Annotated in this window: 22 protein-coding genes; 12 read left to right on the top strand and 10 right to left on the bottom strand. The window is 66.6% G+C overall.

Annotated features, from left to right (window positions below; all coding sequences use genetic code 11):
* Genes mnmE through ACK8OR_RS11960 form a run of 5 tightly spaced genes read left to right on the top strand, consistent with a single transcriptional unit; the run spans position 1 to position 5,437 of the window.
* Entirely contained in the window at positions 1-1,287 is a 1,287-nt protein-coding gene (gene mnmE, locus ACK8OR_RS11980; RefSeq protein WP_410189614.1) for a tRNA uridine-5-carboxymethylaminomethyl(34) synthesis GTPase MnmE, read from the top strand.
* Positions 1,288-3,159: a tRNA uridine-5-carboxymethylaminomethyl(34) synthesis enzyme MnmG gene (gene mnmG / locus ACK8OR_RS11975; RefSeq protein WP_410189613.1), complete on the top strand. Its 1,872-nt coding sequence runs from the start codon at positions 1,288-1,290 to the stop codon at positions 3,157-3,159. It begins immediately after the preceding gene.
* Positions 3,156-3,746: a 16S rRNA (guanine(527)-N(7))-methyltransferase RsmG gene (rsmG, locus tag ACK8OR_RS11970; protein WP_410189612.1), complete on the top strand. Its 591-nt coding sequence runs from the start codon at positions 3,156-3,158 to the stop codon at positions 3,744-3,746. The genes mnmG and rsmG overlap by 4 nt, the downstream gene beginning before the upstream one ends.
* Position 3,747: 1 nt before the next feature.
* The gene (locus ACK8OR_RS11965) at positions 3,748-4,536 is read left to right on the top strand and encodes a ParA family protein (protein ID WP_410189611.1); all 789 of its coding nucleotides are present in this window, start codon (positions 3,748-3,750) and stop codon (positions 4,534-4,536) included.
* Positions 4,529-5,437, top strand: coding sequence for a ParB/RepB/Spo0J family partition protein (locus tag ACK8OR_RS11960; protein WP_410189610.1), 909 nt, complete (start codon positions 4,529-4,531; stop codon positions 5,435-5,437). Before ACK8OR_RS11965 ends, ACK8OR_RS11960 begins: the two co-directional genes overlap by 8 nt.
* Here the strand turns inward: ACK8OR_RS11960 and hemW are convergent.
* The 4 genes from hemW to rph are packed head-to-tail and all read right to left on the bottom strand — an operon-like array spanning position 5,399 to position 8,263.
* Positions 5,399-6,571, bottom strand: coding sequence for a radical SAM family heme chaperone HemW (gene hemW / locus ACK8OR_RS11955; RefSeq protein WP_410189609.1), 1,173 nt, complete (start codon positions 6,569-6,571; stop codon positions 5,399-5,401). The two genes, ACK8OR_RS11960 and hemW, sit on opposite strands and share 39 nt — an antisense overlap.
* Positions 6,568-6,951: a Rid family hydrolase gene (locus tag ACK8OR_RS11950; RefSeq protein ID WP_410189608.1), complete on the bottom strand. Its 384-nt coding sequence runs from the start codon at positions 6,949-6,951 to the stop codon at positions 6,568-6,570. Before ACK8OR_RS11950 ends, hemW begins: the two co-directional genes overlap by 4 nt.
* Positions 6,948-7,553, bottom strand: coding sequence for an RdgB/HAM1 family non-canonical purine NTP pyrophosphatase (gene rdgB, locus ACK8OR_RS11945; RefSeq protein ID WP_410189607.1), 606 nt, complete (start codon positions 7,551-7,553; stop codon positions 6,948-6,950). The genes ACK8OR_RS11950 and rdgB overlap by 4 nt, the downstream gene beginning before the upstream one ends.
* The gene (rph, locus tag ACK8OR_RS11940) at positions 7,550-8,263 is read right to left on the bottom strand and encodes a ribonuclease PH (protein ID WP_410189606.1); all 714 of its coding nucleotides are present in this window, start codon (positions 8,261-8,263) and stop codon (positions 7,550-7,552) included. The genes rdgB and rph overlap by 4 nt, the downstream gene beginning before the upstream one ends.
* 101 nt (positions 8,264-8,364) lie before the next feature.
* Here rph and hrcA point away from each other — a divergent pair, with 101 nt between their 5' ends.
* Positions 8,365-9,432: a heat-inducible transcriptional repressor HrcA gene (hrcA, locus tag ACK8OR_RS11935; RefSeq protein WP_410189605.1), complete on the top strand. Its 1,068-nt coding sequence runs from the start codon at positions 8,365-8,367 to the stop codon at positions 9,430-9,432.
* A 5-nt stretch (positions 9,433-9,437) separates the two neighbouring features.
* A complete protein-coding gene (locus ACK8OR_RS11930) occupies positions 9,438-10,001 on the top strand; it encodes a nucleotide exchange factor GrpE (protein WP_410189604.1) in 564 nt (187 codons plus the stop codon).
* Between the two features lie 9 nt (positions 10,002-10,010).
* Here the strand turns inward: ACK8OR_RS11930 and mutS are convergent, their stop codons facing one another.
* Together mutS and ACK8OR_RS11920 are read right to left on the bottom strand one after the other, a co-directional pair.
* Positions 10,011-12,608, bottom strand: a complete 2,598-nt coding sequence (gene mutS, locus ACK8OR_RS11925; protein WP_410189603.1) for a DNA mismatch repair protein MutS — start codon at positions 12,606-12,608, stop codon at positions 10,011-10,013.
* Between the two features lie 57 nt (positions 12,609-12,665).
* Positions 12,666-13,184 carry an inorganic diphosphatase gene (locus ACK8OR_RS11920; RefSeq protein ID WP_410189602.1) on the bottom strand — a complete coding sequence of 173 codons (519 nt, stop codon included), beginning with the start codon at positions 13,182-13,184 and terminating at the stop codon, positions 12,666-12,668.
* A gap of 108 nt (positions 13,185-13,292) precedes the next feature.
* Here ACK8OR_RS11920 and ACK8OR_RS11915 point away from each other — a divergent pair, with 108 nt between their 5' ends.
* A complete protein-coding gene (locus tag ACK8OR_RS11915) occupies positions 13,293-15,554 on the top strand; it encodes an NADP-dependent malic enzyme (RefSeq protein WP_410189601.1) in 2,262 nt (753 codons plus the stop codon).
* A 184-nt stretch (positions 15,555-15,738) separates the two neighbouring features.
* Complete coding sequence (locus ACK8OR_RS11910) at positions 15,739-16,362, top strand: exonuclease domain-containing protein (protein ID WP_410189600.1); 624 nt, start codon at positions 15,739-15,741, stop codon at positions 16,360-16,362.
* Positions 16,363-16,378: 16 nt separating this feature from the next.
* Here the strand turns inward: ACK8OR_RS11910 and dnaJ are convergent, their stop codons facing one another.
* Together dnaJ and dnaK are read right to left on the bottom strand one after the other, a co-directional pair.
* The gene (dnaJ, locus tag ACK8OR_RS11905) at positions 16,379-17,542 is read right to left on the bottom strand and encodes a molecular chaperone DnaJ (protein WP_410189899.1); all 1,164 of its coding nucleotides are present in this window, start codon (positions 17,540-17,542) and stop codon (positions 16,379-16,381) included.
* 67 nt (positions 17,543-17,609) lie between these two features.
* The gene (gene dnaK, locus ACK8OR_RS11900) at positions 17,610-19,529 is read right to left on the bottom strand and encodes a molecular chaperone DnaK (protein WP_410189599.1); all 1,920 of its coding nucleotides are present in this window, start codon (positions 19,527-19,529) and stop codon (positions 17,610-17,612) included.
* Between the two features lie 166 nt (positions 19,530-19,695).
* Between dnaK and ACK8OR_RS11895 the strand changes: the two genes are divergently transcribed.
* Positions 19,696-20,310: an alpha-ketoglutarate-dependent dioxygenase AlkB family protein gene (locus ACK8OR_RS11895; RefSeq protein WP_410189898.1), complete on the top strand. Its 615-nt coding sequence runs from the start codon at positions 19,696-19,698 to the stop codon at positions 20,308-20,310.
* Between the two features lie 9 nt (positions 20,311-20,319).
* On the opposite strand, the gene ACK8OR_RS11890 is transcribed toward ACK8OR_RS11895, so the two are convergent.
* Positions 20,320-20,919: a COG3650 family protein gene (locus ACK8OR_RS11890; RefSeq protein WP_410189598.1), complete on the bottom strand. Its 600-nt coding sequence runs from the start codon at positions 20,917-20,919 to the stop codon at positions 20,320-20,322.
* Positions 20,916-21,737: an ABC transporter permease gene (locus ACK8OR_RS11885; RefSeq protein ID WP_298437578.1), complete on the bottom strand. Its 822-nt coding sequence runs from the start codon at positions 21,735-21,737 to the stop codon at positions 20,916-20,918. Before ACK8OR_RS11885 ends, ACK8OR_RS11890 begins: the two co-directional genes overlap by 4 nt.
* Positions 21,738-21,844: 107 nt before the next feature.
* Between ACK8OR_RS11885 and cysQ the strand changes: the two genes are divergently transcribed.
* Together cysQ and galU are read left to right on the top strand one after the other, a co-directional pair.
* Positions 21,845-22,645 carry a 3'(2'),5'-bisphosphate nucleotidase CysQ gene (gene cysQ / locus ACK8OR_RS11880; RefSeq protein WP_410189597.1) on the top strand — a complete coding sequence of 267 codons (801 nt, stop codon included), beginning with the start codon at positions 21,845-21,847 and terminating at the stop codon, positions 22,643-22,645.
* Positions 22,646-22,708: 63 nt separating this feature from the next.
* Complete coding sequence (gene galU, locus ACK8OR_RS11875) at positions 22,709-23,605, top strand: UTP--glucose-1-phosphate uridylyltransferase GalU (protein ID WP_410189596.1); 897 nt, start codon at positions 22,709-22,711, stop codon at positions 23,603-23,605.
* Positions 23,606-23,613: the final 8 nt, after the last annotated feature.

Here is a 23,613-nt window from a genome sequence, read left to right as displayed (position 1 = left end):
ATGGTGGGGGCGGAAGATACGATCTTCGCCCTCGCCACTGCCGAGGGGAAGGCGGGGCTGGCCGTAATCCGGGTGTCCGGACCGGCCAGTATTGCGATTCTGCGCGCGCTGTCGGGCCGCGACGTCGTGGCGCGGATGGCAACGCTCGTCCCCCTCAGGGATGGTGCGGGCGGGCTTCTGGACGAGGCGCTGGTACTCCGCTTCGAAGCCGGGGCGAGCTATACCGGGGAAGACACCGTCGAATTTCAGCTCCATGGCAGCCGCGCGATCGTACGCGCCGTCCTCGACGCCATTGCAGCGACTGGCGCGGCCAGGTTGGCGGAGCCAGGAGAGTTCACACGGCGCGCGCTCGAGAACGACCGTCTTGATCTTGCGCAAGTGAAGGGGTTGGCCGACCTGATCGAAGCCGAGACAGAGGCCCAGCGCCGCGAGGCTCTTCGGGTCTTTACCGGCGAGCTCTCCGATCGGATCACGGGCTGGCGGGCCAGCATGATCCGGGCCCATGCACTGATCGAGGCGACCATCGACTTCGCCGACGAGGACGTGCCGGTGGACGTGATGCCCGAGATCGAGGAACTCCTTCGATCCGTACGACAAGAGATCGCAGCCGAAATTGCGGGTGCAACAGCCGCTCGGCGCTTGCGATCGTCCTTCGAAGTGGCGATCATCGGTGCGCCGAACGTCGGAAAATCGTCTCTTATCAATGCGTTATCTCGATCCGATGCATCGATCGTGACCGAGATTCCGGGAACCACGCGGGACGTCATCGAAGTCCGTATGGACCTTCGCGGCGTCCCCGTGACGTTCCTCGACACGGCCGGGCTGCGTGAGACGGAGGATCGTGTCGAGCAGGCGGGCATCGAGCGCGCGCGCCGTCGCGCCGCAGATGCCGACCTGCGGGTCTTGTTGCTGGACGACACGGTCGAGGTCGCCGCTGATCTGGTCGCGACAGCAGACATTGTCCTGCGCAGCAAGGCTGATATCTCGGAGACCGGCGACATTTCGGCGGTTACGCGTGAAGGTATTGATGCCTTCCTGGCGGATGTTGCGGACCGTCTGTCACAACGCGTGGCCTCGGCCGGGCTGACGACACGATTGCGTGACGTCCAACTCCTCGAAAGCTCCCTTTCGCAGCTCGACGATATCGCCACGAACCCGGATGGCGAATCCGAACTGTTGGCGATAAGACTGCGCGAGGCGTCGGATACGTTGGGCCAGGTTACGGGCGCGATTGGTGTCGAGGACGTTCTTGGCGAAATCTTTTCGTCCTTCTGTATCGGAAAATAGGTGTTTCACGTGAAACATGATGCGTTCGATGTCGTGGTGGTCGGTGGAGGTCACGCCGGTTGTGAGGCCGCGCATGTCGCGCATCGGCTCGGCTGTCGCGTTGCGCTTGTCACGATGCGCGAATCCGACCTCGGAACAATGTCCTGCAATCCGGCGATCGGGGGGCTGGGCAAGGGCCATCTTGTCCGCGAGATCGACGCGTTCGACGGCATCATGGGGCGTCTGGCCGATCTGGCCGGGATTCAGTTTCGCCTACTGAACCGGCGCAAGGGCCCAGCGGTTCAAGGTCCGCGTGCACAGATTGATCGCGACATCTACCGCGCCGTGATGGCGAGGGAGATCGCAGCGGCCGAGAATATCGAGTTGGTGCTGGGCGAGGTGGGTGATCTCATCGGAGCCGATGCCGGCTCGGCCGACGGTGTGCGGTTGGTCGACGGCCGGATCGTACAGGGAAGAACGGTAATCCTGACGACCGGCACCTTCCTGGGTGGGGTGATCCATATCGGGCGCGCGCAGACGCCGGGCGGACGTATGGGGGCCGATGGCGCGAATGCGTTGGGGAGCAGGCTGCGCGACCTAGACCTTCGCATCGGGCGCTTGAAGACGGGCACGCCGCCGCGCCTTCGCTCGAGTTCGATTCACTGGGACGGGTTGGAGGAGCAGCCGGGCGATCAGATGCCGACGATGTTCTCTTTCCTTTCGAATGGACCGACTGCCCCGCAGGTCGCGTGTGCGATCACCCATACGAACGAAGCCACCCATGCGATCATCCGTGACCGATTGGGCGAGTCGGCCATGTATGGCGGAACAATCGACGGGGTCGGTCCGCGCTATTGCCCGTCGATCGAAGACAAGGTCGTCCGGTTCACCGATAAGCCGTCGCATCAAATCTTCCTGGAACCGGAGACGGCTGCGGGCGACGTGATCTATCCGAATGGGATCTCGACGTCTCTCCCGTTGGATGCACAGGAGGCGTATGTCCGGACCATCCGCGGCCTGGAGCGTGCGGATATTGCGCAGCCCGGATACGCCATCGAATACGACTACGTCGATCCCCGCGAATTGCGGCCGACATTGGAGCTGGACAGATTGTCCGGCTTGTACCTGGCCGGGCAGATCAACGGCACGACAGGATACGAGGAAGCCGCGGCGCAGGGTCTCGTCGCGGGTCTCAACGCCGGATTGGCGGCATCGGGGCGCGAGCCGTACGTGTTCCGACGGGACCAATCCTATATCGGTGTTATGATCGACGATCTCGTCTCGCGCGGTGTGACAGAGCCATATCGTATGTTCACATCCCGTGCGGAGCATCGTCTTCACCTGCGTGCGGACAATGCAGATCAACGACTCACGCCCGATGCGATATCGCTTGGCGTGGTCAGCGAAGATCGCGGAAGTACGTTCGATCTCAAAATGGTCGCACTCGACAAGACGCGCGAAGCGCTTTCCGAGCGGAGTGTTTCGGACGAGCTCCTCGCCGAATGCGGTGCAACGGTCGGATCTCGGCGGAAGATGCGCAGCGTGTTCGACGGTCTCGCCATGCCTGGTATCGATGCCGATATGCTGCTTCAGAATGTCTGGGCGGAAGGCGATGATCGGGAGGCGATGCGTCAGGTTGCGCGCGAGGCGGTCTACGCGAACTATCTCTCCCGAGTGGATAGCGACATGCGAGCAGTCGAGAAGGGTCGAAGCCAGGCGATCCCCGCCGACATCGATTGGAGCGCCGTCTCGGGTCTGACAAGCGAACTTCGGGAAAAGCTGAACCGCATCCGGCCTGCCGACATCGCATCCGCGGAGCGTCTCGAAGGAATGACTCCTGCCGCGCTCGTCCTGATCCTTTCGACCGTTCGACGACATCAGCGCGCAGCATGACCTCCTCAATCGATGTTTCACGTGAAACACGGGCACGGCTGGAGGACTATGTCGCGCTTCTTACGAAGTGGAACAGTCGGATTAATCTGGTCTCCGCATCCACATTGAACGACGTCTGGGACCGTCACATCGCCGACTCGCTGGAGTTACTCTCGATCGGGAAGGTGGACGGAACATGGGTCGATCTGGGAAGCGGTGGCGGCTTGCCCGGCCTGGTCTTGGCCTGCACTGAACGCCTCGACTCACTCGTCCTGATCGAATCGGATCGGCGCAAGGCCGAGTTCTTGCGGACCGTGCGGCGATCGCTTGGGTTGTCCTGCGATATCATCGCGGATCGTGTCGAGACGGCTCCCCCACAAGCCGCTACGACGATCACGGCACGGGCTTTGGCACCGCTGACGACCCTTCTGGGATATGCGACCCGCCATGCTGGCACGGACGCGACACTCGTCTTTCCGAAAGGCGTAAGCTGGCGATCAGAGGTGGACGAGGCGCGGCGGGAGTGGGATTTTGACGTTGAGCCGATCGAGAGCGCGACGCGTGCCGGATCGGTCGTCCTGAGAATCCGCGAATGGAGCCCGAGATAGCATGACGGCACGAACCATTGCGGTTGCAAACCAGAAGGGCGGTGTCGGGAAGACGACGACCGCGATCAATCTGGGAGCAGCGCTTGCGATGCGCGGCAAGCGGGTCTGCCTGCTGGATCTCGATCCCCAGGGGAACGCGTCCACGGGTCTTGGCATCGCACGAGACGCCCGCATGCGCAGCACCTATGATCTTCTGCTCGGGGATGCGTCGGTCGATGATCTTGCGCAGGCGACCGGGGTCGACGACTTCATGATCGTTCCGGCGACCATGGACCTGGCTTCGGCGGATGCGGAACTGATGTCGAGCGCGCGTCGCGTGATGCATCTTCGAAATGCCATCCGCCTGCGGGACACGAGTTTCGATTACGTCCTGATCGACTGTCCTCCGTCCCTTAACCTCTTGACGATAAACGCATTCGTCGCAGCGCAGCGCATCCTCGTTCCGCTGCAGGCGGAGTTCTTCGCGTTGGAGGGCCTGAGCCAGCTGCTCCTGACGGTTCGGGAGGTGCGGGGAACGGCCAATCCCGATCTGCGGCTGGAAGGGGTTGTCCTGACGATGTTCGACCGCCGCAACAACCTCTGCCTGCAGGTCGAGGACGAGGCGCGCGAGACGCTGGGCGATCTGGTGTTCGACACGAAGATCCCGCGCAACGTCCGGCTGAGCGAGGCGCCCAGTCACGCGATGCCGGTGCTGAATTACGATCCCTCGTCACGGGGAGCCGTCGCCTATCGCAGTCTCGCCAGCGAATTGATGCAGCGTCACGAACAGGAGGACATGAGCCATGTCTGATGCGCGCCAGAACCGCCCGATGGGTCGCGGTCTCTCCGCCCTGATGGCCGATATCGGGGTGGATGCAGAGGGCGCGTCAACGGCGTCGCCGGCGCGGACGGACGGGATGGCGCCCATCGAATCGCTGCAACCGAATGCCGATCAGCCCCGGAAGCGCTTCGAGGAGGACGATCTCTCCGACCTCGCCGCATCGATCCGGGAACGGGGGATCATTCAGCCGATCGTCGTGCGGCCGAACCCCCGAGGTGCCACGCGGTACGAGATCGTCGCGGGCGAGCGGCGGTGGCGCGCGGCGCAGCGGGCCGCGCTGCACGAGGTGCCGATCATCGTCCGCGAGATGGACGACCAGACGGTGCTCGAGGTCGCGATCATCGAGAACGTGCAGCGTGCCGATTTGAATGCCATCGAAGAAGCACAAGGATATCAACTACTTGTAGAACGGTTCGGACATACGCAGGAGCAGTTGGGCCGTGTCCTTGGGAAGTCGCGAAGCCACCTCGCCAACCTGATGCGGCTGCTGAAGCTTCCCGCGCGGGTGCAGGATCATGTTCGCGAGGGTCGGCTGTCGGCCGGGCATGCCCGCGCGTTGATCAATGCGCCCGATCCAGCCGGTTTGGCCGAACGGGTCATCGCCAAGGGTCTTTCGGTGCGGGACACCGAGCGGCTGGCCAAGGCGGGCGACGGGACGGCGCCGCCCCGCGCCGTGCCAAAGCCGGCAAAAGACGCCGACACACGTGCCCTGGAAGGCGATCTGACCGCTGCCCTGGGCCAGAAGGTGACGATAAATCACGACGCGGCGACGCAAGCCGGTTCGGTCTCGGTCGCCTATGGGTCGCTGGACGAGTTGGACGCGGTTTGTCGGCTACTGTCGCGGGGGCTCGGTAAGAATCCGTCCGAGTAGGGCATTCAGCACGAGGATGCCGGTATCTGTCGCGCGGAGGCGGCGATCCTCCTCGATCAGATGACCGCTTTGCACCAGCGCGGTGACTTCGGTAGCGTCGATGGCGCCCCCGAGCCGGGCATGGCGGTCGAGATCCATACCTTCCGTCAGGCGCAGCGACATCAGGGCGTATTCGTCGGCGACTTCCGCGGCGGGCAGGGGCTCGGTCGTCTCGATCCCGTGACCCCGACGCGCCACGGCCTGCAACCACGCACCGGGCGCGCGATGGGCCACGGTCGCGTGGCGCGCGTCGTCGAGCGCAACGCGGCCATGGGCACCGGGTCCAACCCCCAACCAGTCGCCGCCCCGCCAGTAGATCAGGTTGTGCCGCGACTCCGCCCCGGGACGCGCGTGGTTCGAGACCTCGTAGCGGCGCAACCCGGCCTCGGCGGTCAGGGCCTGCGTGACTTCGTATTGTGCGACGGAAAGCGCTTCGGTCGGAAGGCCACGCAGCCCGCCCGCCGCGTGGCGCGCCCCGAATGCGGTGCCGTCCTCGATGGTGAGCTGGTAGAGCGAGACGTGTTCGCCCGCCTGACCGAGGGCGGATCGCAACTCCGCCTCCCAGTCGGCGAGCGACTGGTCCTGCCGCGCGTAGATGAGGTCGAAGGACACGCGGTCGGTGAGCGATGCGGCGACTTCGAAGGCGGCGCGGCCCTCGGCGACGCTGTGCAGCCGCCCGAGACGGCGCAGATCGTCATCGTTCAGAGCCTGCAACCCGACCGAGAAGCGGTTCACGCCGGCCGCGTGGAAGGCCACGAAGCGATCCGCGTCGACCGAACCGGGATTGGCTTCGAGCGTGACCTCGAGATCGTTGGAGACGGTCCAGTTCCGATGGATGCGTTCGAGGATCGCCGCGACCACCTCGGGCTGCATCAGCGAGGGCGTGCCGCCGCCGAAGAACACGGATGTCAGGACGCGGTCCGGCGTGCGCGCGGCCCAGTGATCGAGATCGGCGACATAGGCGCGTTGCCACGCCGCGTGGTCGATGGAGGCTGCGACATGGCTGTTGAAGTCGCAGTAAGGGCACTTGGCGGCGCAGAACGGCCAGTGGAGATAGAGGCCGAAGCCCGCCTCCTGCCAATTCGCGAGGGTCATTCGCCGCGATAGGCCGTCACCTCGACCTCGTAGAGCATCTGCTCCTGCATCAGACCGGCGATGACCATGGTGGCCGCGGGTCGAACCTCGCCCAGCTCGGCTCCGAGAAGCGGCACCAGGTCGTCGACGAGAAACCGATCGGCGACGTAGTGGGTCACGCGGACGATATGGGCGTCGGAGAACCCCGCCTCGGCCAGTACGGCGCGCACGGTGGCGTAGCAGTTCCGCACCTGTGTGGCGAGGTCGATGGGAAGCTGCATCGTGGCGTAGTCGTAGCCCGTGACGCCCGCCATGAAGCACCAGTCGCCCTGGCAGACGGCGCGCGAATAGCCGACCTCGCGCTCGAAGCTGGATCCGGTGGAGATGAGGCGTCGGGTCATGCGAATACCTCCGCCATCTTGGCCAGCGCGCGGGCCCGGTGGCTCAGGCGGTTCTTCTCCTCGGGGGGCATCTCGCCGAAGGTGCGGTCGTGGCCCTCGGGCATGAAGATCGGGTCGTAGCCATGGCCCGTCTCGCCGCGCATGGGCCAGACGATGCGGCCCTCGGCGACCCCCTCGAACGCCTCTTCGTGACCGTCGGGCCAAAGCAGGACCAGCGTCGCGCAGAACCGTGCCGTGCGCGGCTCGGGCGTGTCGCGGGCCTCGAGTTCGGTCCAGGCGCGGTTCATGGCGATGCGGAAGTCGCGGCCCGCGCCGGTCTCGGCCCAATCGGCGGTGTGCACGCCCGGCGCCCCGTCGAGCCCGTCGATCACGATGCCCGAATCGTCCGCCAGCGCGGGCAGGCCCGTTGCGGCGACGGCCGCGCGCGCCTTGATCCGGGCATTGCCGAGGAAGGTCGTCTCGGTCTCCTCCGGTTCGGGCAGGTCGTAATCGGCGTTCGAGACGCAGGTGATCCCGCGGGGTCCGAGCAGCGCGCGAAACTCCTCCAGCTTGCCCGCATTGTGCGTGGCGATCAGGAGGGTATCGCCGTCGAACCGTCTCACGCGGTGGCGGCCTTCTGCGCGTCGACCAGCTCGCCCACGCCTTTCTGCGCCAGGGCCAGCATCGCGCTGAACTCGTCCTGGCTGAAGGTGGAGCCCTCGGCCGAGGCCTGCACTTCGATCATCGCGCCGCCGCCTGTCATGACGAAATTCGCGTCCGTCCCCGCCTCGCTGTCCTCGGGATAGTCGAGGTCGAGCACCGGTTGACCCGCGTAGATGCCGCAGGACACGGCCGCGACCGGATCGACCATGGGATCGGTGACGATATCGCCCGCCTTCATCAATGCGTTGACCGCCAGTCGCAGCGCGACCCAACCGCCGGTGATCGACGCGCAGCGCGTTCCGCCATCGGCCTGGATGACATCGCAATCGACCGTAATCTGGCGCTCGCCCAGCGCGTTGCGATCGATGCCGGCGCGCAAGGACCGGCCGATCAGGCGCTGGATCTCCTGCGTGCGGCCCGACTGCTTGCCGGCGCTGGCCTCGCGGCGCATGCGCGTCGTGGTCGCGCGCGGCAGCATCCCGTATTCCGCCGTCACCCAGCCGAGGCCCGAATTGCGCAGGAAGGGCGGCACCCGCTCCTCGAGGGACGCGGTGCAGAGCACATGCGTGTCGCCGCAGCGGATCATGCAGGATCCTTCGGCATGGCGCGTGACATCCACTTCGATCGAGATGTTGCGCATCTGGTCCAGAGCCCGGCCGGAAGGTCGCATGTGATACTCCTGTCAGTGGTTGCGCGTTGGATGCCCGCACGACCGCGATGGCGCAACCCCGATTGACCCGGCCCGACCGGTTGCATACATGCCTGTCGCCCATGCCCGACAACGCCCAGATCCTGTCCGAAATGAACGATCGCTCGCGCGAAGTCTTTCGACGCGTGGTCGAAGGCTATCTGGGGTCCGGCGATCCCGTGGGAAGCCGGACGCTGACGCGCAGCATGTCCGAGAAGGTCTCGGCCGCGACGATCCGCAACGTCATGCAGGATCTCGAGTTCCTCGGGCTTTTGGAAGCGCCGCATGTCAGCGCGGGGCGAATCCCGACGCAATCGGGCCTGCGGATGTTCGTCGACGGCCTTCTGGAGGCGCAACTGGGCGAGGACGATCGCGAGCGGATCGAGGCCAGTGTCGGGGCGTCCGAGGACGATGTCACCGCGATGATGGACCGGGTCGGCAGCGCGCTTTCGGGGATCACGCAGGGCGCCTCGCTGGTGCTGGCCCCCAAGCGCGAGGCGCCGATCAAGCATATCGAGTTCGTCCAACTCGCGCCGGACCGCGCGCTGGTGGTGCTGGTCTTCGCCGACGGCCATGTGGAGAACCGCGTCTTCGTGCCGCCTGCTGGCCAGACGCCTTCGGCGATGCGCGAGGCGGCGAACCTCCTCAACGCGCTGATCGAGGGGCGCACGATCTCAGATCTGAGCGACCTGATGCGCCGCGAGGTCGCCGCCCGCCGCCAGGAGATCGACGGGCTGGCCCACGATCTGATCGAGAAGGGTCTCGCGGCGTGGGAGAACGAAGGCGAGCGCAGCGAACGGCTGATCGTACGCGGGCGTTCGCATCTCCTCGACGAGGGGGCCGAACCCGCCCAGCTGGAACGGATCCGCAGCCTGTTCGACGACCTGGAGCGCAAGCGCGACATCGCGGAATTCCTGTCCCTGACGGAAGACGGCGAGGGCGTTCGCATCTTCATCGGATCGGAGAACAAACTCTTCTCACTTTCCGGTTCATCTCTGGTGGTTTCCCCCTATATGAACGCGGATCGCAAGATCGTGGGCGCCGTCGGCGTGATCGGTCCCACACGTCTCAATTACGGGCGAATCGTCCCCATCGTGGACTACACGGCCCAACTGGTCGGACGGATGCTGTCCGGCCCCGGAACAAGGTAGAGCGCATGGCCGACCCACAGGAGAATCCCTTCCTCGACGATCCCGAAGCCGAGGAGGAGGAGTTCGACCTCGACGCCGCGATGGAGGAAGGCGATGGCCCGACCGATCACGCGCGCGCCAATGTCGATGCCATCGTGGCCGAGCGCGACGAGATGCGGGACCGCCTGATGCGCGCGCTGGCCGAGGCCGAGAACGTCCGCAAGCGCGCCGCCCGCGACCGGGTCGAGGCCGAGCAATACGGCGGCTCCAAGCTCGCACGCGATCTGCTGCCGGTTTACGACAACCTCGCCCGTGCGCTCGAGGCGGCGGGCGATGCCAAGGACGGTATCGTCGAGGGGATCGAGCTGACGATGAAGGAGCTGGTGGGCGTCTTCGCCAAGCACGGCATCACCCTCGTCGCGCCCCAGATCGGCGACCGCTTCGACCCGCAGGAGCATCAGGCGATGTTCGAGGCGCCCCTGCCCGACACCAAGGCCGGCGACATCATCCAGGTCGCCGCCGTGGGCTTCAAGCTGCACGACCGGTTGCTGCGTCCGGCGCAGGTCGGCGTGTCGTCCACCCCCGCCTGACCAGCCGCGTCAGGTCAGGCCCTTCAACTCGTAGATCAGGTCCAGCGCCTCGCGCGGCGTCAGCGTGTCGGGCATGACGTCCCGCAGGCGGATCTCGGCGGCGTTCTCGGCCTTGGCGGCGCGGGGCGGCGACGGGGTCACGCTGAAGAGTGGCAGGTCGTCGATCACCGCCTTCGACCCCCCTTCCCGCTCGCCCGCTTCCAAGGCGTCCAACACCTCGCGCGCGCGACCGACCACCGCGTCTGGCAGGCCCGCGAGCTTGGCCACCTGCACGCCGTAGGATCGGTCGGCGGCGCCGTCATGCACCTCGTGGAGGAAGATCACGTCGCCCTCCCATTCGCGGACGGCGACCGTGGCGTTCTCGAGCCCGTCCAGCTTGGCGGCCAGCGCGGTCATCTCGTGGTAATGCGTCGCGAAGAGCGCGCGGCAGCGGTTCACGTCGTGCAGGTGTTCGAGCGTGGCCCAGGCGATGCTGAGCCCGTCATAGGTCGCGGTTCCGCGCCCAATTTCGTCGAGGATGACGAAGGCGCGATCGTCGGCTTGGTTCAGGATCGCGGCCGTCTCGACCATTTCGACCATGAAGGTGGAGCGCCCGCGCGCGAGGTCGTCGGAGGCGCCGACCCGGCTGAAGAGCTGTCCGACAATCCCGATATGCGCGGTGTCGGCGGGGACATGGCTGCCCATCTGCGCCAATACCGCGATCAGTGCGTTCTGGCGCAGCCAGGTCGATTTGCCCGCCATGTTCGGCCCGGTGAGGAGCCGGATCGCCGCACCATCGGTGGCGGTCAGTAGGGTATCGTTGGCGACGAAAGGCTGACCCTCGCGCTTGAGCGCGCGCTCGACCACCGGGTGGCGGCCGCCGGCGATCTCGAAGGCGCGGCTCTCATCGACCTTGGGGCGGCACCAGTTCTCGGCGCGGGAGAGGTCGGCAAGCGCTGTGATCACATCGAGTTCGGAGAGCACGCCGGCGGCGGCGAAGATGGCGTCGGACTGATCCAGGATCGCCGACCGAAGCCGGGCGAATATGGCCGCCTCGATCTCCTGTGCACGGGCGCCGGCATTGAGGATCTTCGTCTCTAACTCGGAGAGTTCGACGGTCGTGAAGCGCACCTGGTTCGCCGTCGTCTGGCGATGCATGAAGGTGGCATCCGCGCGCATCGTCTCGCCATGGGTGGCCGTCGTCTCGATGAAATACCCCAAGACGTTGTTGTGTTTGATCTTGAGCGACGCGATGCCCGTGGCCTCGACATAATGCGACTGAAGTCCCGCGATCACCCCGCGCCCCTCGTCGCGCAGACGTCGTGCATCATCGAGGTCGGGATCGAAGCCGGACGCCACCAGCCCGCCGTCTCGCATCTGCACGGGCGGCTCCGCGACCAGCGCCGCGTCGAGCATGTCCCGCAGCGCGTCCTGACCCACGAGATCGGAACGGTCGAGGGGAAGATCCGTGTCCGACACGGCGTCATGAATGTCGTCCGCCACCCGCAGCCCGTCGCGAATCGCGCCGAGATCGCGCGGACCCGCCCGGTCGAGCGAAAGTCGCGACAGCGCCCGGTCCATGTCCGGGGCCTGCCGCAGGCGGGCGCGGATATCCGCGGCCAGCGCGTCCCGGCCCACGGCCCAGTCGAGCGCATCCAGCCGCGCGTGAATGACCGCGACATCCGCCGAAGGCGCCGAGACGCGCCGTTCCATGAGCCGTCCGCCCCCGGCCGTCACCGTCCGGTCGATGGCCCAGAGAAGCGAGCCGTCGCGCCCGCCCGACATCCCGCGCGTCAGTTCGAGGTTGCGCCGTGTCGCCGCATCGATGGCCATCAACGCGTTCGCCGCCTCGCGGCGAGGCGGACGAAGCGCGGGCAGGCGGCCGCGCTGGGTGATCTCGACATACTCGACCAGCGCGCCCATCGCGCCCAGTTCGGCCCGTCCGAAGTTGCCGAACGCGTCGAGCGCGGCCACGTCGAAGAGCCCGATCAGCCGTGCCTCGGCCGAAGCGCTGTCGAATGCGCTGGCCCCGAGCGGGGTCAATGCCGTGCCCTGATCGTCCGCGACCGCCTCGACGCCCGCGCTTTCGGTCACGATCAGCTCCCGCACGCCGAGCCGCGCCAGATCCGGCCCCAACCGGACGCGCGGACAGGGCGTGACGTGAAACGCACCGGTCGAGATATCGGCCCAGGCCAGCGCCCCCTCGCCCCGCACCTCGACCCACGCGGCGAGATGGTTGTGCGCACGCGCCTCCAGCAACGTGTCCTCGGTCAGCGTACCCGGCGTGACGAGCCGAACGATCCCGCGATTGACGACGGATTTCGAACCCCGCGCCTTCGCGGCCTCGGGCGTTTCCAGCTGTTCGCAGACCGCGACGCGGAAGCCCTTGCGGATCAGCGTCATCAGGTAGCCCTCGGCGGAATGCACGGGCACGCCGCACATCGCGATATCCTCGCCCAAATGCTTGCCCCGCTTGGTCAGCGCGATGTCGAGCGCGGCCGCGGCGGCGACGGCATCGTCGAAGAACAGCTCGTAGAAATCCCCCATCCGGTAGAACAGGAGCGCGTCGGGCGCTTCGTCCTTGATGCCGAGATACTGGGCCATCATCGGTGTGACGGTGCTGGACATGGCCTCTCCGGGATGACGCGCTCCGGGGTGATACCAAGGGCCGCCCGGAGGCGGAAGTCAGCCCCCCGCGTCTTCAAGCATCTTGCGCGCATCCGACCGGTCGCCGCGACCGATCACCTCGAACCGACGCTCGATCATGGCGTTATAGGTCTTGAAGAACCGCTCCATGTCCCACGCGAAGCCCGACCGCATCTGTTCGAGATCGTCATAGTCGGAGAAGATGCGGCTAAGCTTGGCCACGGCGACGATGCGGTCGTTTCGCACCATCTGGCCATCCTCCTCGTTCTCCATCTTCAGCACGCCGATCAGGCGCGCGTCGATCAGGAAGCCCGCGGGTACCGGCCCGTCGGTAAGCAGCAGGATGTCCAGCGGATCGCCGTCCCCGGCCTCGGTGCCGGGCACGAAGCCGAAGCCGAAGGGAAAGCGCATCCCGTCCGGCAGCGAGAGCGCGATCTTGAAGAGGCCCGACGGGTCCAGCTCGTATTTGTGCTCGCTTCCCATCGGGGTCTCGATGAAGACGTTGATGTCGCCGGCTTCGGTGCGGGACGGGACGGATTTCAGGGCATCGTGGAACATCGGCGGCCTCCGGGCATGTCCCGCTTCAATGCACGAGCGGCCCGGATCGTTGCGCCTGTCCCCCGCGACGGGGGTCGGCTAGACCGGTCCGAGGGACAGGAGAGACGCATGGCAGGCCGCACCAAGATCACGCCCGAAGAGGCGCTCAGCTACCATCTCGAGCCGCGGCCGGGGAAGATCGAGATCAACGCCTCAACCGCCATGGCGACCCAGCGCGACCTCTCGCTGGCCTATTCGCCCGGCGTCGCCGTGCCATGCGAGCGGATCGCCGAGGATCCCGCGCTGGCCTACGATTACACGACGAAGGGCAACCTCGTGGCGGTCATCTCGAACGGCACGGCGGTGCTGGGGCTGGGCAATCTCGGGGCGCTGGCCTCGAAGCCGGTGATGGAGGGGAAGGCCGTCCTCTTCAAACGCTTCGCCGACGTGAATTCCATCGATATCGAGCTCGACACCGAGGAGGTCGACGCCTTCGTCGCCGCCGTCAAGCTGATGGGTCCGAGCTTCGGGGGTATCAATCTCGAGGACATCAAGGCGCCCGAATGCTTCATGATCGAGAGCCGTCTGAAGGAGGAGATGGACATCCCCGTCTTCCACGACGACCAGCACGGGACAGCCGTGATCTGCGCTGCGGGCCTCATCAACGCGCTGCACATCTCGGGCAAGAAGATCGAGGACGTTAAGATCGTGCTGAACGGCGCGGGTGCAGCCGGGATCGCCTGCATCGAGCTTCTGAAGTCGATGGGCGCGCGGCACGAGAACTGCATCACCTGCGACACCAAGGGCGTCATCTACCAGGGCCGGACCGAGGGCATGAATCAGTGGAAGTCGGCCCATGCCGTCGCCACGGACCTGCGGACCCTCGAAGACGCGATGAAGGGTGCGGACGTGTTTCTCGGGGTGTCGGCCAAGGGGGCGGTGACGCCCGAGATGGTCTCCGACATGGCCGAGAACCCCGTCATCTTCGCCATGGCTAATCCCGATCCCGAGATCACGCCCGAGGAGGCGCAGGCCGTCCGGCCCGATGCCATCGTCGCGACGGGGCGTTCGGACTATCCCAACCAGGTGAACAACGTCCTGGGCTTTCCCTATCTCTTCCGCGGCGCGCTCGACATCCACGCGCGCGCCATCAACGACGAGATGAAGATCGCCTGCGCCGAGGCGCTCGCCGCGCTGGCCCGCGAGGATGTGCCCGATGAGGTCGCGATGGCCTACGGGCGCAAGCTGACCTTCGGGCGCGACTACATTATCCCGACGCCCTTCGACCCCCGGCTGATCCACGTCATTCCGCCCGCCGTGGCGCGGGCCGGCATGGATACTGGCGTCGCCCGGCGGCCCATCGTCGACATGGAGGGTTACACCCACCAACTGGCGGCGCGGATGGACCCCACGGCCAGCATCCTGCAGGGTCTGTCCTCGCGGTCGCGACAGGCCCAGGCGCGGATGATCTTCGCCGAAGGAGACGACCCGCGTGTACTGCGCGCCGCCGTCGCCTATCAGCGCAACGGCTATGGCAAGGCGCTGGTGGTCGGACGGGCGGAGGACGTGAAGGCCAAGCTGGAAGCCGCGGGCCTCGCCGATGCCGTGCGCGAACTGGAGGTGGTGAACGCCGCCAACACGCGCCATCTCGAGACCTACAAGGATCATCTATACCAGCGCCTCCAACGTCAGGGCTACGACGCGCAGGACGTGCATCGCCTGGCCACCCGCGACCGCCACGTCTTCGCGGCACTGATGCTGGCGCATGATCACGGCGACGGGCTCGTGACCGGGGCCACGCGCAAGTCAGCACACGCGATGCGTTTGCTCGATCATGTGTTCGACATCCAGAAGAACGCCGATGCGGTCGGGATCACGGCGCTTCTGCATCGCGGCCGGATCGTGCTGATCGGCGACACGCTGGTGCATGAATGGCCGGACGCCGAGGACCTCGCCACCATCGCCGAGGCCGGCGCACGGGTCGCACGCAATTTCGGGATGGAGCCGCGCGTCGCCTTCGTCAGCTTCTCGACCTTCGGCTACCCGGTCTCGGAGCGGGCGACCAAGATGCACGAGGCGCCCCAAGTCCTCGAAGCGCGCGGCGCGGATTTCGAGTACGAGGGCGAGATGACCGTCGATGTCGCGCTGAACCCCGACGCGATGGCGGCCTATCCCTTCTCACGGCTGACGGGGCCGGCAAACGTCCTCGTCGTGCCCGCGCGGCACTCGGCCAGCATTTCCGTCAAGCTGATGCAGGAGATGGCGGGCGCGACGGTGATCGGCCCGATCCTCACCGGCATCGACCGCCCGGTGCAGATCGCCTCCACCGGCTCGACCGCCAGCGATATCCTCAACATGGCACTCCTAGCCGCCTGCCGGGTGGGTGGCTGACCCCCCGTCTTTGCTCCCCAAATATGCAAGACGCGGCAGGTCGACCGCGCGAACCGCAGCCAGCACGTGCGCAGCGGTTGGTCACGCGCCGTCGCATCCCTGCTCCCCCATGCACCACGTGGCCGCGACGTCTGGGTCCCGGTGTCCTTGGCGGGATCGGTTGCGGCACCCTACATGGCATCCGATGACCGATCGCCCCACCAGCCCCGCGCCCGACCGGACGGGCCTCCGCCATTTGGACGAACTGCCTAAGGGGCGGTTCCGCTTCCTCGCGCTCGATGTCGAGACGGCGGGGCGCGGCATCGGCAGCATCTGCCAGATCGGCCTCGCCTTCGTGGGCTTTGACGGAGACATCGCGACGTGGTCGAGCCTTGTCGATCCGCGCGCGCCGATCACCCGCTGGACGACTCGCGTCCACGGTCTGACCGATGCGGATGTCGCGGGCGCGCCGGTCTTCGGCGCGCTTTTCCCGGCGCTTCGCCCCGTGATGGAGGCCTATCCGGTCGTCCAGCACAGCCGCTACGACGAGCGCGCGTTTGATGCCGCCTGCCGGGCCATCGGGGCGCAGCCCCTGCGCTGTCCCTGGATCAACAGCGTCACCCTTGCCCGCCGGGCCTTTCCCGAGCTGCGGGGGAACGGCGGACATGGGCTCGCGAACCTGAAGGGTGTGCTCGGCCTCGACTTCCGGCATCACGACGCGGGCGAGGATGCGCGCGCCGCGGCCCAGGTCGCGCTGGCGGCCGAGGCCAGGCTCGGGCACCAGCGCAGCCTCGGGCCGCGTCACGATCAGCTTCGGTTCGACTTCTGAGCCGAGCCATTGGTCGTCACTGCGTCATGCCGTCCCAGAAGCCCTTGACCTTGCGAAAGAAGCTGTCGCCCTGCGGGTTGTTGTCGGCGTCGATCTTGTCGAACTCGCGCAGCAGCTCTTTCTGGCGGGTGGTCAGGTTCACCGGCGTCTCGATGGCCAGCTCGATGAACATGTCGCCCGCGCCGCCGCCGCGCAGTGCGGGCATGCCCTTGCCCCGCAGGCGCATCTGCCGACCGGTCTGCGAGCCGCCGGGCACCTTCACCCGGCTGCGTCCGCCGTCGATCGTCGGCACCTCGACCTCGCCGCCCAGCGCCGCCGTCGTCATCGACACTGGCACGCGGCAATAGAGATTCACGCTGTCGCGCTCGAAGATCGGGTGATCCTCGACCTCGATGAAGATGTAGAGGTCGCCGGTCGGCCCGCCGCGCAGACCTGCCTCGCCTTCACCCGAAAGGCGGATGCGCGTGCCGGTCTCGACCCCCGCGGGGATGTTGACCGAAAGCTGGCGCTCCTTCTCGACCCGGCCACCGCCGCCGCAGGCTTCGCAGGGGTTCTTGATGATCTGGCCCGCACCCGAACAGGTCGGACAGGTCCGCTCGACGGTGAAGAAGCCCTGCTGCGCGCGCACCTTGCCCATGCCGGTGCAGGTCGGGCAGGTCGCGGGTTCGGACGCGCCCTCGGTGCCCTTGCCCTCGCATTTGGAGCATTGGACCGCGGTCGGGACCGTGATCGTCTTCTGCTGGCCGCCGAAGGCGTCTTCCAGCGAGATCCGCATGTTATAGCGCAGGTCCGAGCCGCGCGCCGCGCGCCGACTGCCGCCGGCGCGGCCGCCGCCGGGCTGGCCGCCCATGAAATCGCCGAAGAGATCCTCGAACACATCTGAGAAGGCCGAGGCGAAATCGCCCTGCCCCTGTGGCCCGGCGCCGGGACGGCGACCACCTCCGCCCATGCCGCCCTCGAAGGCCGCGTGGCCGAAGCGGTCATAGGCTGCCTTCCGCTCGGCATCCTTGAGGATGTCGTAGGCCTCGTTGGCCTCCTTGAACTGCGCCTCGGCGTTCGGATTGTCCGAATTGCGGTCGGGATGCAGCTCCTTGGCCTTGGTGCGATAGGCCTTCTTGATCTCGTCGGCGCTGGCGCCCTTCGAGACGCCCAGCGTCTCGTAGTAGTCACGTTTCGCCATCATTCATTCTCCAACGAAAAGGCCGGCCCGGTGAGGGCCGGCCTTCGGTTGTGATCCGACCCGAAGATCAGGCCCGCTTCTGGTCGTCGTCGAGGTCCTCGAAATCGGCATCGAGGATCTCGTCATCCGCACCGGGCTCGGCATCGGCGGCCTCCGGCGCGGCCTCGCCCTCTTCGGACTCGGCCTGCGCCTTGTAGATCGCCTCGCCCAGCCGCATCGCCGCCTCGGTGACGTTCTGGATGCCGGACTTGATCTTGCCCGCGTCCTCACTGTCCATCGATTCCTCGAGCGCGGTGACCGCGAACTCGATCGCCTCGACGGTGGACGGGTCGACCTTGTCGCCATGCTCCTCTAGCGACTTCTTGGTCGAGTGGATCAGGCTTTCCGCCTGGTTCCGGGCCTCGACCAGCTCGCGGCGGCCCTTGTCGGCTTCGGCATTCGCCTCGGCGTCCTTGACCATCTGGTCGATATCCTCGTCCGAGAGACCACCCGACGCCTGGATCGTGATCGACTGCTCCTTGCCGGTGCCCTTGTCCTTGGCGCCGACCGACACGATGCCGTTGGCGTCGATGTCGAACGTCACTTCGATCTGCGGCAGGCCGCGGGGGGCCGGCGGGATGTCCTCGAGGTTGAACTGGCCGAGCATCTTGTTGTCGGCCGCCATCTCGCGCTCGCCCTGGAAGACGCGCAGGGTCACGGCGTTCTGGTTGTCCTCGGCGGTCGAGAAGACCTGGGACTTCTTGGTCGGGATCGTCGTGTTGCGGTCGATCAGGCGGGTGAACACACCACCCAGCGTCTCGATGCCGAGGCTCAGCGGCGTCACGTCGAGCAGGACCACGTCCTTGACGTCACCCTGCAGCACGCCCGCCTGGATCGCGGCGCCCATGGCCACGACCTCGTCGGGGTTCACGCCCTTGTGCGGCTCCTTGCCGAAGAACTTGGTCACCTCTTCGATGACCTTCGGCATCCGCGTCATGCCGCCGACCAGCACGACCTCGTCGATATCCGACGTGGTCAGGCCCGCATCCTTCAGGGCCTCCTTGCAGGGCTTGATCGACGCCTTGATCAGGTCGCCTACGAGGCTTTCCAGCTTGGCGCGGGTCAGCTTCATGACCATATGCAGCGGCTGGCCGTTGGCGCCCATTGAGATGAAGGGCTGGTTGATCTCGGTCTGGTTGGCCGAGCTGAGCTCGATCTTGGCCTTCTCCGCCGCCTCCTTGAGGCGCTGGAGCGCCATCTTGTCCTGCGTCAGGTCGGTGCCGTGCTCTTTCTTGAACTCGTCCGCCAGGTAGTTGACGATCCGCATGTCGAAATCTTCACCGCCGAGGAACGTGTCGCCGTTGGTGGACTTCACCTCGAAGAGGCCGTCGTCGATCTCGAGAATGGTCACGTCGAAGGTGCCGCCGCCGAGGTCGTAGACCGCGATCGTGCGCGTTTCCTTCTTGTCGAGCCCGTAGGCCAGCGCGGCGGCCGTCGGCTCGTTGATGATGCGCAGGACTTCGAGGCCCGCGATCTTGCCCGCGTCCTTGGTGGCCTGACGCTGGGCGTCGTTGAAATACGCGGGAACCGTGATGACGGCCTGCGTCACGTCCTCGCCCAGGTAGGACTCGGCGGTTTCCTTCATCTTCTGGAGGATCAGCGCGCTGACCTGCGCGGGCGAAAACTTCTCGCCCCGCACCTCGACCCACGCGTCGCCGTTGCCGCCGGAGACCACGTTGAAGGGGAGGTTCTTCTTGTCCTTGGCGAGATGCTCGTCGTCGAACCGGCGTCCGATCAGGCGCTTGACGCCGAAGACGGTGTTCTCGGGGTTGGTGACGGCCTGCCGCTTGGCGGGCTGGCCGACCAGCCGCTCGCTTTCGGTGTAGCCGACGATGGAAGGCGTCGTGCGCGCGCCTTCCGCGTTCTCGATGACCCGCGGTTGCGAGCCGTCCATGATTGCGACGCAGGAATTGGTCGTTCCCAGGTCGATACCGATGACTTTTGCCATGTCTGACGTATCCTTCTTGGCGATTTGCTCGGCCCCGGGCCCATTTCGGCACCCCGGTCCTCATCCCGTTGAATGCGGATCGGGTAGACCCGTCCCGCGGTTCGGGGGGTATATAAGGAGGGGGTTTTGACCTCGCAAGGACGTGAAGGGGCACAAATTGAGCGAGTTGCACCCTGTCCCCGCCAACCGGACGATCCGCGGCGCGAAACTCCATGACGGACTGCTGGATGCGGCCGCGCAGGTCGCCATGGTCGCCGATATCCGCGCCATCGCGCGGGCCGCGCCCTTCGTGACGCCCGTGACCCGGTTCGGACGCGAGATGTCGGTACGGATGACCGCCGCAGGGCGCTTCGGCTGGGTGACCGACCGGAAGGGATATCGCTACGAGCCGCGGCATCCCTCGGGCGCGGCCTGGCCCGAGATTCCCGCATCGGTGCGTGCCGTCTGGGACGCGGTGGTTCCGGACGCGCGGCCGCCGGAATCGTGCCTCGTGAACTGGTACGCGCCGGGTGCGCGGATGGGGATGCACCAGGACCGGGACGAGGCGGATTTCGATCAGCCGGTGGTGTCGATCTCGCTCGGGGACGACGCGCTGTTCCGGATTGGCAATGTCGAGCGCGGCGGGTCGACGGAACGCGTCTGGCTGCGATCGGGCGACGTGCTGGTGATGGGCGGCGACGCGCGCCTGCGGCATCACGGGGTGGACCGAATCGCGGCGGGGACGTCGACGCTTCTGGATGGGCCGGGGCGGATCAACCTGACGATGCGGGTCGTGACGTGATGCGCCGCCCTAACGGGCAAGCGTACAGCACCCGCTCAGAACGTCGTCGCGATGGAGCGCATCGAACGAAAGGCCGTAGGCGCGGTCCGACATTCCATCGTTGCAGGCGCGCCAGCCGATGATGCCGTCGATCCGCGAGCCGTCGGCGAGCGCGACCCGCAGGCCGTGCCGGTCGCGCCGCGACAGCGATCCGGCCCGCGCGGTCACGAGGCCCTCGATCTCGCCCTCCGGGGTCGACCAGCGCGCGGTGTCGCCGTCGACGCGCACGGTCCAGAACGGTTCGGTCCCGAAGCAGGACGCGAGCGGCGGGAACGCGCCCTGCCACTGTCCCGGCTGCCGCGCGAGGAAGCGGAGCGAGACCCAGCCCGTGCCCTCGCCCGTATTGACCTGGCCCCAGGTCTCGCGACCGTTGGGGGCCACGACCTCCACGCCCGTCGCGTCCGGGGCCAGCGTCCCGAGGATCGGCGCATCGGCGCGGGGGGCGGCGCGGATATTGAGGACGTCATCCGCCGCCACGCCCGCCACGTCGAAGAGCGCGGGCCACGCGTCCTGCGTCGCCGCGGCTGGGCCCGCCGAAAGCAGGAGCCATATGACGGCGACCCATCTCATCGCGTCGCGAACCACGAGGCGGAGGTGTTCCGGCGGGTGAAGTGCTCGCCCATGAAGCCGATCACCAGAAGGACCGTCCCGACCAGCAGCGCGTATTGCCAGGTCGTGTAATGCGGATTGTAGTTCACGAAGGTATAGCCCCGCGCCTGGTCGATCGTGTGGAACAGCGGGTTCCAGTCGAAGAAGGCCAGCATCGTCGCCGGCAGCGTGTTCGCGACGAACATCTTGCCCGAGGCGATCATGTTCATCCGCTGGTAGATCGAGCTTCCGATATTGGTGAAGTTCGGGAACCACGGCTTGAGCGCCAGAAAGCATAGCCCGACCGCGACCCCGGTGAACCAGGCGAGGATGAACATCAGGAAGGCGTGGCTCGGGTCGTGGATGATGACCGGGTGCCATGCGACGTGGATCACGAAGAGCACCAGCACCATCGAGAGCGTCTGGAGATAGAGACAGGCCAGCGCCGCCGAGGTGATCGCGACGAAGGTGTTCATCGGCACATGGAGCATCATGCCCGAGGTCGGGCCTTCGGCGCCGCTGACCGCGCCGACCGCCTTGGTGTGGGTCAGGAAGAGGAAGATGCCCGACATCAGGAACAGCACGAAATCGCCACGAATCGCGTTGCCCTTCAGGCCCAGCACCGAGAACATGATGTAGAAGGCCGCGACGAAGATCACCGTGGTCAGGATGTTCATGCCGAGCGCGACGAAGCCGTTGCCGTGACCCTTGCGGGTCTCGCGCACGGTCGAATGGAAGATCAGCTCGCCCAGCCGGAAGGCGGCGGCGGGATAGCTGAATTTCTTCTCCGCCTTGAACATGCGCGTCTCCTCGAACGCTTGCCCCGCCGGCGGGGCATACCATAAGCCTCGATCGAGCCATAGAGGCGTCCCGCGGCGGATCGTCTCGCATTCGGAGATAGATAGGCATGGATTACGGCCAGATGATGGTGACGCTACGGCGTCTCGCGCTCGAAGCGGGCGATGCGATCATGGCGATCTACGAGGGCGGCGATCTGGGCGTTCGGGCCAAGGCCGACGCGAGCCCGGTGACCGCCGCCGACGAGGCCGCCGACGCGCTGATCTCTGCGGGGCTGCGGGCGGTCTGGCCGGACGCGGCGCTGGTGACCGAGGAGCAGTCGGCGACCCACGACCTCGACGCGCGCGACTTCTTCATCGTCGATCCGCTGGACGGCACCAAGGAGTTCGTCCAGCGGCGCGGCGACTTCACCGTGAACATCGCCTGGGTCGAGGACGGCGTGCCGGTGCGCGGCATCGTCTATGCCCCCGCGCGGGGCCGCCTGTTCTGGACCGACGCGGAGGGCCGCACCGTCGAGGAGGCGGGGCCGTTCGATCCGGACACCGTGGGGGCGCTGACACGAATCGCGGTCTCGACCCCCGACGATGCCGCGCTTCTTGTGGTGGCATCGAAATCGCACCGCGATCAGGCGACGGACGACTATATCGGCAAGTACGCCGTGGCCGACATGCGCTCGGCGGGGTCGTCGCTGAAGTTCTGCCTCGTGGCGACCGGCGAGGCCGATCTCTACCCGCGGCTCGGTCGGACGATGGAATGGGACACCGCGGCCGGGCATGCCGTGCTGGCCGGGGCGGGTGGAACGGTCGTGCGTTTCGACGACCACGAGCCCCTGCGCTACGGCAAGCCCGGCTTCGAGAATCCGTACTTTCTCGCCTATGCGCCGGGTGTGACACTCGTTCCCCGTGCATGATCGCCCCATTCGGGTCATAAACCTCTCCCATATGCCGGGTCGCAGTCGCGGAGGTACGCATCCATGAAGCGCAAGGTCACCAAGGCCATCTTCCCGGTCGCGGGGTTGGGCACCCGGTTCCTTCCGGCAACGAAATCCGTCCCGAAGGAGATCATGACGCTCGTCGACCGGCCGCTGATCCAATACGCGATCGACGAGGCGCGGGCCGCGGGCATCAAGGAATTCATCTTCGTCACCTCGCGGGGCAAGTCCGCGCTGGAGGATTACTTCGACGACGCGCCGGTTCTGGAACAGGAGCTGCGGCGCAAGGGCAAGACAGATCTTCTCGAGACGCTCAAGGCCACCACCATGGATAGCGGCCAGATCGCCTATGTCCGCCAGCACAAGGCGCGCGGCCTCGGCCATGCCGTCTGGTGCGCGCGGCGGCTGGTCCATAACGAGCCCTTCGCCGTCATCCTGCCCGACGACGTCATCGCCGCCGACACGCCCTGCCTGCAGCAGATGGTCGAGGCCTATGCCGAGACCGGGGGCAACATGGTCGCGGCGATGGAAGTGCCGGCCGAGAAGACCTCGTCCTACGGCATCCTCGACCCGGTCGGGGATGCGATGGGCCCGTCCGTGCCGATCAAGGGCATGGTCGAGAAGCCCGAGGCGGGCAGCGCGCCCTCGAACCTCGCCGTGATCGGCCGCTACATCCTCAGCCCGCAGGTCATGAAGCACCTGAATGCCGTAAAGTCCGGGGCGGGCGGCGAAATCCAGCTGACCGACGCGATCGCCCGTGAGATCGAAGACGGCAACGGCGTCCACGGATTCCGCTTCCAGGGCCAACGCTACGATTGCGGCTCCAAGAGCGGGTTCCTGCAGGCCACGGTGGCGTTCGGATTGGCCCGGCCCGATCTGCGCGACGAGCTGCGGGACTTCCTGTCGGACCTCTCCTCGGTCGGCTACGCGGCGCAGTAGGACCCGGC

Origin of the sequence: Jannaschia halovivens, assembly GCF_046452375.1 — a bacterium.
Lineage (GTDB): Bacteria > Pseudomonadota > Alphaproteobacteria > Rhodobacterales > Rhodobacteraceae > Jannaschia > Jannaschia halovivens.
This window is presented reverse-complemented; position numbering and strand designations above follow the sequence as displayed.

What these genes read in the sequence shown, in the direction of transcription:
- mnmE (WP_410189614.1), top strand. Translation starts at nt 1, where the DNA reads ATGGTGGGGGCGGAAGATACGATCTTCGCCCTCGCCACTGCCGAGGGG.
- rsmG (WP_410189612.1), top strand. Translation starts at nt 3,156, where the DNA reads ATGACCTCCTCAATCGATGTTTCACGTGAAACACGGGCACGGCTGGAG.
- ACK8OR_RS11965 (WP_410189611.1), top strand. Translation starts at nt 3,748, where the DNA reads ATGACGGCACGAACCATTGCGGTTGCAAACCAGAAGGGCGGTGTCGGG.
- ACK8OR_RS11960 (WP_410189610.1), top strand. Translation starts at nt 4,529, where the DNA reads ATGTCTGATGCGCGCCAGAACCGCCCGATGGGTCGCGGTCTCTCCGCC.
- hemW (WP_410189609.1), bottom strand. Translation starts at nt 6,571, where the DNA reads ATGACCCTCGCGAATTGGCAGGAGGCGGGCTTCGGCCTCTATCTCCAC.
- ACK8OR_RS11950 (WP_410189608.1), bottom strand. Translation starts at nt 6,951, where the DNA reads ATGACCCGACGCCTCATCTCCACCGGATCCAGCTTCGAGCGCGAGGTC.
- rph (WP_410189606.1), bottom strand. Translation starts at nt 8,263, where the DNA reads ATGCGACCTTCCGGCCGGGCTCTGGACCAGATGCGCAACATCTCGATC.
- hrcA (WP_410189605.1), top strand. Translation starts at nt 8,365, where the DNA reads ATGCCCGACAACGCCCAGATCCTGTCCGAAATGAACGATCGCTCGCGC.
- ACK8OR_RS11930 (WP_410189604.1), top strand. Translation starts at nt 9,438, where the DNA reads ATGGCCGACCCACAGGAGAATCCCTTCCTCGACGATCCCGAAGCCGAG.
- mutS (WP_410189603.1), bottom strand. Translation starts at nt 12,608, where the DNA reads ATGTCCAGCACCGTCACACCGATGATGGCCCAGTATCTCGGCATCAAG.
- ACK8OR_RS11920 (WP_410189602.1), bottom strand. Translation starts at nt 13,184, where the DNA reads ATGTTCCACGATGCCCTGAAATCCGTCCCGTCCCGCACCGAAGCCGGC.
- ACK8OR_RS11915 (WP_410189601.1), top strand. Translation starts at nt 13,293, where the DNA reads ATGGCAGGCCGCACCAAGATCACGCCCGAAGAGGCGCTCAGCTACCAT.
- ACK8OR_RS11910 (WP_410189600.1), top strand. Translation starts at nt 15,739, where the DNA reads ATGACCGATCGCCCCACCAGCCCCGCGCCCGACCGGACGGGCCTCCGC.
- dnaJ (WP_410189899.1), bottom strand. Translation starts at nt 17,542, where the DNA reads ATGGCGAAACGTGACTACTACGAGACGCTGGGCGTCTCGAAGGGCGCC.
- dnaK (WP_410189599.1), bottom strand. Translation starts at nt 19,529, where the DNA reads ATGGCAAAAGTCATCGGTATCGACCTGGGAACGACCAATTCCTGCGTC.
- ACK8OR_RS11890 (WP_410189598.1), bottom strand. Translation starts at nt 20,919, where the DNA reads ATGAGATGGGTCGCCGTCATATGGCTCCTGCTTTCGGCGGGCCCAGCC.
- ACK8OR_RS11885 (WP_298437578.1), bottom strand. Translation starts at nt 21,737, where the DNA reads ATGTTCAAGGCGGAGAAGAAATTCAGCTATCCCGCCGCCGCCTTCCGG.
- cysQ (WP_410189597.1), top strand. Translation starts at nt 21,845, where the DNA reads ATGGATTACGGCCAGATGATGGTGACGCTACGGCGTCTCGCGCTCGAA.
- galU (WP_410189596.1), top strand. Translation starts at nt 22,709, where the DNA reads ATGAAGCGCAAGGTCACCAAGGCCATCTTCCCGGTCGCGGGGTTGGGC.